Annotated in this window: 8 protein-coding genes and 1 pseudogene; 8 read left to right on the top strand and 1 reads right to left on the bottom strand. The window is 38.8% G+C overall.

Translation table 11 applies throughout. The features are described from left to right. Both egtU and egtV read left to right on the top strand, forming a co-directional pair. Window positions 1–1,075 (top strand): annotated as a pseudogene (gene egtU / locus CXY28_RS08320) (ergothioneine transport permease/ergothioneine binding protein EgtU); the annotation flags it as partial. A 3-nt stretch (window positions 1,076–1,078) separates the two neighbouring features. Next, window positions 1,079–1,720 carry an ergothioneine transport ATP-binding protein EgtV gene (egtV, locus tag CXY28_RS08315; protein WP_100980459.1) on the top strand — a complete coding sequence of 214 codons (642 nt, stop codon included), beginning with the start codon at window positions 1,079–1,081 and terminating at the stop codon, window positions 1,718–1,720. A gap of 11 nt (window positions 1,721–1,731) precedes the next feature. Here egtV and CXY28_RS08310 read toward each other — a convergent pair whose 3' ends face one another. Continuing rightward, window positions 1,732–1,911: a hypothetical protein gene (locus CXY28_RS08310; protein ID WP_001874585.1), complete on the bottom strand. Its 180-nt coding sequence runs from the start codon at window positions 1,909–1,911 to the stop codon at window positions 1,732–1,734. Between CXY28_RS08310 and CXY28_RS08305 the strand changes: the two genes are divergently transcribed. The 6 genes from CXY28_RS08305 to trxB all read left to right on the top strand — a co-directional run bounded on the left by CXY28_RS08305 (window position 1,903) and on the right by trxB (window position 7,121). After that, a complete protein-coding gene (locus tag CXY28_RS08305; protein ID WP_100980457.1) occupies window positions 1,903–2,364 on the top strand; it encodes a hypothetical protein in 462 nt (153 codons plus the stop codon). The two genes, CXY28_RS08310 and CXY28_RS08305, sit on opposite strands and share 9 nt — an antisense overlap. Continuing rightward, the gene (uvrC, locus tag CXY28_RS08300; RefSeq protein ID WP_100980455.1) at window positions 2,365–4,149 is read left to right on the top strand and encodes an excinuclease ABC subunit UvrC; all 1,785 of its coding nucleotides are present in this window, start codon (window positions 2,365–2,367) and stop codon (window positions 4,147–4,149) included. It begins immediately after the preceding gene. A gap of 10 nt (window positions 4,150–4,159) precedes the next feature. Further along, complete coding sequence (locus CXY28_RS08295) at window positions 4,160–5,425, top strand: homoserine dehydrogenase (RefSeq protein WP_039085014.1); 1,266 nt, start codon at window positions 4,160–4,162, stop codon at window positions 5,423–5,425. After that, window positions 5,426–5,770 (top strand): YraN family protein, encoded by a 345-nt coding sequence (locus CXY28_RS08290; protein WP_001211720.1) that lies wholly within the window; start codon window positions 5,426–5,428, stop codon window positions 5,768–5,770. A gap of 89 nt (window positions 5,771–5,859) precedes the next feature. Then, on the top strand, window positions 5,860–6,180 hold the full coding sequence (trxA, locus tag CXY28_RS08285) for a thioredoxin (RefSeq protein ID WP_000020199.1): 321 nt from the start codon (window positions 5,860–5,862) through the stop codon (window positions 6,178–6,180). Between the two features lie 5 nt (window positions 6,181–6,185). Then, a complete protein-coding gene (gene trxB / locus CXY28_RS08280) occupies window positions 6,186–7,121 on the top strand; it encodes a thioredoxin-disulfide reductase (protein ID WP_000564430.1) in 936 nt (311 codons plus the stop codon). Window positions 7,122–7,395: the final 274 nt, after the last annotated feature.

Raw genomic sequence — 7,395 nt, 5'->3', positions numbered from 1 at the left:
CATTGGGGCTGGGGGTTTGGGGCAGGCGATTTTTAGAGGGCTAAACACGCAAAATAGCGCGCTTTTAGTGGCGGGCAGCTTGATTATTGCTCTTTTTAGCGTTTTAGCGGATAAATTTGTGAGCGTGTTTCAGCATGAAAACGCCTTGCAACGCCTATTTTCTCAAAACGCCACCCAAAAACAAAAAAGAAGAGTTTATGTTAATTTAGCGGTGTTTCTTTTTTTATTGCTAGCGAGTGCTTTATGGCTCATTCCTAGAAGTGCTACAGAAGAAAAGCCCTTAGTCGTGGCCACAAAACCTAGCAGCGAGCAGTATATTTTGGGCGAGATTTTAAGCCTTTTGTTAGAAAAACACCATATCCCCATCAAGCGAGCGTTTGGCATTGGTGGGGGGACGATGAATATCCATCCGGCATTGATTAGGGGCGATTTTGATTTGTATGTGGAATATACCGGCACCGCTTGGGTGAACACGCTCAAAAACCCTTTGACTCAAAAAGTGGATTTTGAAACGATTAAAAAGCGTTATGAGAAGGAATTTAATCTTTTGTGGGTGGGGCTTTTGGGCTTTAATAACACCTATTCTTTAGCGATTTCTAAAGAAGACGCTCAAAAATACGCGATTGAAACTTTCAGCGATTTAGCCTTTCATAGCCCGAACTTTGATTTTGGAGCGGAGTTTGACTTTTTTGAAAGAGAGGACGCTTTTAAGGGCTTAATCAAAGCTTATCGCTTTCATTTTAGAAGTTTGCATGAAATGGATATTAATTTGCGCTATAAGAGTTTTGAATCCCATAAGATCAACACTTTAGATGTCTTCACTACAGACGCTCAAATCAAAGAGCTGGATTTAAAGGTGCTTAAGGACGATAAAGGGTTTTTTCCCAATTATCAGGCTGGTATTGTTATGAGAAAAGAAATTCTAAAAAAGTATCCGGAAGCGTTAAAAATCTTAGAAAAATTGGATTCAAAAATTAGCGATGAAATGATGCAGGATTTAAACTATCAGGTGGAAGTGTTGAAAAAAAGCCCTAAAATCGTAGCTAAAGATTTTTTAGAAAGATTAGGGTTATAAAGCATGAAAGAAATCGTTACAATAGAGAATGTGTCTTTTAACTACCACAATCGCGCTGTTTTTAAGGATTTTAATTTAAGCATTGAAAAAGGGGATTTTTTATGCGTTTTAGGGGAAAGCGGGAGCGGTAAAAGCACGCTTTTAGGCTTGATTTTAGGGCTTTTAAAACCCAGTTTTGGGAGCGTTAAAATCTTTAATGAGACCCTTTCAAACAACGCTTTTTTACGCCAAAAAATAGGCTATATCGCTCAAGGCAATTCCTTATTTTCTCATTTAAACGCCATGCAAAACATGACCTTTTGCCTTAATTTACAAGGCATAAACAAACAAGCCGCTCAAAAAGAGGCCAAAGCCTTAGCGTTAAAAATGGAGTTAGATGAGAGCCTTATGGATAAATTCCCTAATGAATTGAGTGGGGGGCAAGCCCAAAGGGTGGGCATTATTAGGGGGATTATCCACAGGCCAGAACTCATTTTATTAGACGAGCCTTTTAGCGCTTTAGATAGTTTAAATCGTAAGAATTTGCAAGATCTCATCAAAGAGATACACCAAAATTCTCACGCTACTTTCATTATGGTAACGCATGATGAGAGCGAGGCGCAAAAGTTAGCCACAAAAACCCTAGAAATCAAAGCCCTTAAATAAGAGCGATGATTTTAAGGCTGATTTAAAAATTCTGGCGTGGTGTTGTTGGTGGGCGTTTGCATAGAAGAATTAGAGCTGTTTGAAGTTTTTTTAGCGGGTTTTTCATTGAATGGGGGGGCTTTATAGCCGCAAGCTTGAATCGTTAGCGCTACAAGCGTTAAAAAGCATGTTAAGATCAGTTTATGGAACAAAATATTTTCTCCTTACTCATTCAAAAAAAGTCTTATAAAAAGCTTGAAACTCTTTTGAAACTCAAAAAGCTTAAGGTTTTTATGCCTTTAAGTTTACAAGAAAATTTGCTTTTTATCTTCATAAAAGACTCTAAATTGCTTTTTGCGTTTAAAGATCTTTGGGCTTCTAAGGAATTTAACCAGCGATTCGCTAAAGAAATCAGCCATTTTTTAAACGCGCAAGGGCATGCTTATGGGTTTGACGGGTTGAACGGGTTAGAAATTTTAGGTTATGTGCCTAAAGATTCCTTAGAAAAAGCCAATTTTTATGCCCCCATTAAAAAACAAGCCCGTTTTTTTCGCCCTAGCGCTTTAGGGTTGTTCCATAACCCCATTAAAGACGCTCGTTTACATGAATGTTTTGAAAAAGCGCGTTCTTTGATCCACTACCAACGCAGTTTTTTTGAGGAATGAATGGCTGATTTATTGTCCAGTTTGAAAAACCTTCCTAACAGCAGTGGCGTGTATCAATATTTTGATAAAAACCGCCAATTGCTCTATATCGGTAAGGCGAAAAATTTAAAAAAGCGCATCAAAAGCTATTTTTCCATCCGTAATAATGAAATTACGCCCAATTATCGCACTAGCTTACGAATCCAAATGATGGTCAAACAGATCGCTTTTTTAGAAACCATTTTAGTGGAAAATGAGCAAGACGCTTTGATTTTAGAAAACTCTTTAATCAAGCAGCTCAAGCCCAAATACAACATTCTTTTAAGAGACGATAAAACTTACCCTTATATTTACATGGATTTTTCCACTGATTTCCCTATCCCTTTAATCACACGAAAAATTTTAAAACAGCCTGGCGTTAAATATTTTGGCCCTTTTACGAGCGGGGCTAAGGATATTTTAGACAGCTTGTATGAATTGCTCCCGTTGGTTCAAAAGAAAAATTGCATCAAGGATAAAAAGGCATGCATGTTTTATCAAATAGAGCGTTGTAAAGCCCCATGCGAGGATAAAATCACTAAAGAAGAGTATTTAAAAATCGCTAAAGAATGTTTAGAAATGATTGAAAATAAAGACAAACTCATCAAAGAGCTTGAATTAAAAATGGAGCGCCTTTCTAGTAACTTGCGTTTTGAAGAAGCCCTCATTTACAGGGATAGGATAGCTAAAATCCAAAAAATCGCCCCTTTCACTTGCATGGATTTGGCCAAACTCTACGATTTGGATATTTTCGCTTTTTATGGCGCAAGCAATAAGGCGGTGTTAGTGAAAATGTTTATGCGTGGGGGTAAAATCATTTCTTCAGCGTTTGAAAAAATCCACTCTCTCAACGGGTTTGACACTGATGAAGCGATGAAACAAGCCATTATCAACCATTACCAATCGCATTTGCCTTTGATACCAGAACAGATTTTATTGAACGCTTGTTCTAATGAAACGCTTAAAGAATTGCAAGAATTTATCTCTCATCAATACTCTAAAAAAATCGCTCTTAGCATTCCTAAAAAAGGCGACAAGCTCGCTTTAATAGAAATCGCTATGAAAAACGCTCAAGAGATTTTTAGCCAAGAAAAAACCTCTAATGAAGATCTGATTTTAGAAGAGGTGCGATCGCTCTTTAATTTAGAGTGCGTGCCTTATAGGGTGGAAATCTTTGACACAAGCCACCATTCAAACAGCCAATGCGTGGGGGGAATGGTCGTGTATGAAAACAATGCATTCCAAAAAAACTCTTATCGGCGCTACCATTTAAAAGGCTCTAACGAATACGCTCAAATGAGCGAGTTGCTCACCAGAAGGGCTTTAGACTTTGCTAAAGAGCCACCGCCTAATTTGTGGGTGATTGATGGAGGGAGGGCGCAATTAAACATCGCTTTAGAAATTTTAAAAAGCAGCGGGAGTTTTGTAGAAGTGATCGCTATTTCTAAAGAAAAAAGGGATTCTAAGGCTTATCGCTCTAAAGGGGGCGCTAAAGACATTATCCATACGCCTAGCGATACTTTTAAATTGCTCCCTAGCGACAAACGCTTGCAGTGGGTGCAAAAATTGCGCGATGAAAGCCACCGGTATGCGATAAACTTCCACAGATCCACTAAACTTAAAAACATGAAACAAATCGCTCTTTTAAAAGAAAAGGGCATAGGAGAAGCCAGCGTGAAAAAATTGTTGGATTATTTTGGGAGTTTTGAAGCGATAGAAAAAGCGAGCGAGCAGGAAAAAAACGCCGTTTTAAAAAAACGAATTTAAAGGAAAAAACATGAAAAAAAGATTGAATATAGGGCTTGTGGGTTTAGGGTGTGTGGGGAGCGCGGTCGCTAAAATCTTACAAGAAAATCAAGAAATCATCAAAGACAGAGCCGGCGTGGAAATTAAAATTAAAAAAGCGGTGGTGCGAGACGTGAAAAAGCACAAAGGCTATGCTTTTGAAATCAGTGATGATTTAGAAAGCTTGATAGAAGATAAAGAGATTGATATTATTGTGGAGCTTATGGGTGGGGTGGAAGCGCCTTATCTTTTAGCTAAAAAAACTTTAGCCAAACAAAAAGCCTTCGTTACAGCCAATAAAGCCATGTTAGCGTACCACCGCTATGAATTAGAACAAACCGCTAAAAACACCCCCATAGGCTTTGAAGCGAGCGTGTGTGGGGGTATCCCCATTATCAAGGCTTTAAAAGACGGCTTGAGCGCTAATCACATCCTTTCTTTTAAAGGGATTTTAAACGGCACGAGCAATTACATTTTAAGCCAGATGTTTAAAAATCAAGCGAGCTTTAAGGACGCCTTGAAAGACGCGCAACATTTAGGCTATGCGGAATTGAACCCTGAATTTGACATTAAGGGCATTGATGCGGCGCACAAATTATTGATTTTAGCGTCTTTAGCCTATGGCATTGATGCGAAATTAGAAGAAATTTTAATTGAAGGCATTGAAAAAATAGAGCCAGACGACATGGAGTTTGCTAAAGAATTTGGTTATAGCATTAAACTTTTAGGCATCGCTAAAAAACACCCAGATTGCATTGAATTAAGGGTGCATCCAAGCATGATTAAAAATGAATGCATGCTCTCTAAAGTGGATGGGGTGATGAACGCTATCAGCGTTATAGGGGATAAGGTGGGCGAGACTTTGTATTATGGGGCTGGAGCTGGGGGAGAGCCTACCGCAAGCGCAGTCATTAGCGATATTATAGAAATCGCAAGGAAAAAAAGCTCTCTAATGCTAGGCTTTGAAACCCCTCAAAAACTCCCCCTAAAACCTAAAGAAGAAATCCAATGCGCTTATTATGCGCGCTTGTTAGTGAGCGATGAAAAAGGGGTTTTTTCTCAAATCAGCGCGATTTTAGCTCAAAATGATATTTCGCTCAACAATGTCTTGCAAAAAGAAATCTTGCATTCCAACAAGGCTAAAATCTTATTTTCCACGCACACCACCAACGAAAAGTCTATGTTAAACGCCCTTAAAGAGCTTGAAAATCTACAAAGCGTGTTGGATACCCCTAAAATGATCCGTTTGGAAAATTGAATGCGTTTTTTAAACAACAAACACAGAGAAAAGGGCTTAAAGGCTGAAGAAGAAGCTTGCGGATTTTTAAAAACGCTGGGTTTTGAAATGGTGGAGAGGAACTTTTTTTCACAATTTGGCGAAATTGATATTATCGCTTTGAAAAAAGGGGTTTTGCATTTCATTGAAGTCAAAAGCGGGGAAAATTTTGATCCCATTTATGCGATCACGCCGAGTAAATTAAGAAAGATGATCAAAACGATCCGCTGTTATTTGTCCCAAAAAGATCCCAATAGCGATTTTTGCATTGACGCTCTTATTGTGAAAAATGGTAAATTTGAGCTTTTAGAAAATATCACTTTTTAGATTTTTATCCAAAACCCATGCGTTTTCATTAACATTCTTAAGCTAATATAATTCTCGTTAATCAAAATCATATATTTTAGGAGTAACCAATGAGTCACTATATTGAATTAACTGAAGAAAATTTTGAAAGCACCATTAAAAAAGGGGTTGCGTTAGTGGATTTTTGGGCGCCATGGTGTGGGCCTTGTAAGATGCTATCCCCTGTGATTGATGAATTAGCTAGCGAATATGAAGGTAAGGCCAAGATTTGTAAAGTCAATACCGATGAGCAAGAAGAATTGAGCGCGAAATTTGGGATTAGAAGCATTCCTACGCTTTTATTCACAAAAGATGGCGAAGTCGTCCATCAGTTGGTGGGCGTGCAAACTAAAGTCGCTTTAAAAGAGCAATTGAACAAACTTCTAGGCTAGTAGCCATGATAGATTGCGCGATTATTGGAGGTGGTCCTGCGGGTTTGAGTGCGGGGCTTTATGCTACTAGAGGCGGTGTTAAAAACGCCGTTTTATTTGAGAAAGGAATGCCTGGAGGGCAAATCACTGGCAGTAGTGAGATTGAAAACTATCCGGGCGTTAAGGAAGTGGTGAGCGGGTTGGATTTCATGCAACCATGGCAAGAGCAGTGTTTCCGCTTTGGCTTAAAGCATGAGATGACCGCTGTTCAAAGGGTTTCCAAAAAAGACTCTCATTTTGTTATTTTGGCAGAAGATGGCAAGACTTTTGAAGCTAAGAGCGTGATTATCGCTACCGGTGGTAGTCCTAAGCGCACAGGCATCAAGGGCGAGTCAGAATATTGGGGTAAAGGCGTTAGCACTTGTGCGACATGCGATGGCTTCTTTTACAAAAATAAAGAAGTAGCGGTGCTTGGTGGAGGCGATACCGCCGTAGAAGAGGCGATTTATTTGGCCAACATCTGCAAAAAAGTCTATCTCATCCACAGAAGAGATGGTTTTAGGTGTGCACCTATCACTTTAGAGCATGCCAAAAACAACGATAAGATTGAGTTTTTAACCCCTTATGTGGTAGAAGAAATCAAGGGCGATGCTTCTGGCGTATCTTCTTTAAGCATTAAAAACACAGCCACTAATGAAACAAGAGAATTGGTTGTGCCGGGGTTTTTTATTTTTGTGGGTTATGATGTGAATAACGCTGTGTTGAAACAAGAAGATAACTCCATGCTATGCAAATGCGATGAATACGGCTCTATAGTCGTGGATTTTTCCATGAAAACGAATGTTCAAGGCTTGTTTGCGGCAGGAGATATTCGCATTTTTGCCCCTAAGCAAGTGGTTTGTGCTGCAAGCGATGGCGCTACGGCAGCCTTAAGCGTGATTTCTTATTTAGAACACCATTAAATCAAGCTTATAACCCTAGATTTTAGGGTTATGAGTTCTCGCTTCAAACATTCATTGGATTTTCAAAACTTGTAAGGTATTTTAGGTTTCTTGTTATTTTAATCTTATTTTAGTCGCAATATCATTTCGTTCTCTTGCTTTGTTTTAATTAAATATTGATCACAAAATTTAAAAACGCTCAGAACATTTTTTACAATCAATATAATAAAAGAACTTGTTTAATCAAAAAAGCACTCCTTAGGGGGTTGTGGGGATTTAGTTGGGGGTTGTAGGG

This window comes from Helicobacter pylori (assembly GCF_002832345.1).
GTDB lineage: Bacteria > Campylobacterota > Campylobacteria > Campylobacterales > Helicobacteraceae > Helicobacter > Helicobacter pylori_CP.
The sequence above is the reverse complement of the archived record's forward strand: the minus strand, read 5'-3'. Positions and strand labels throughout refer to the sequence as shown.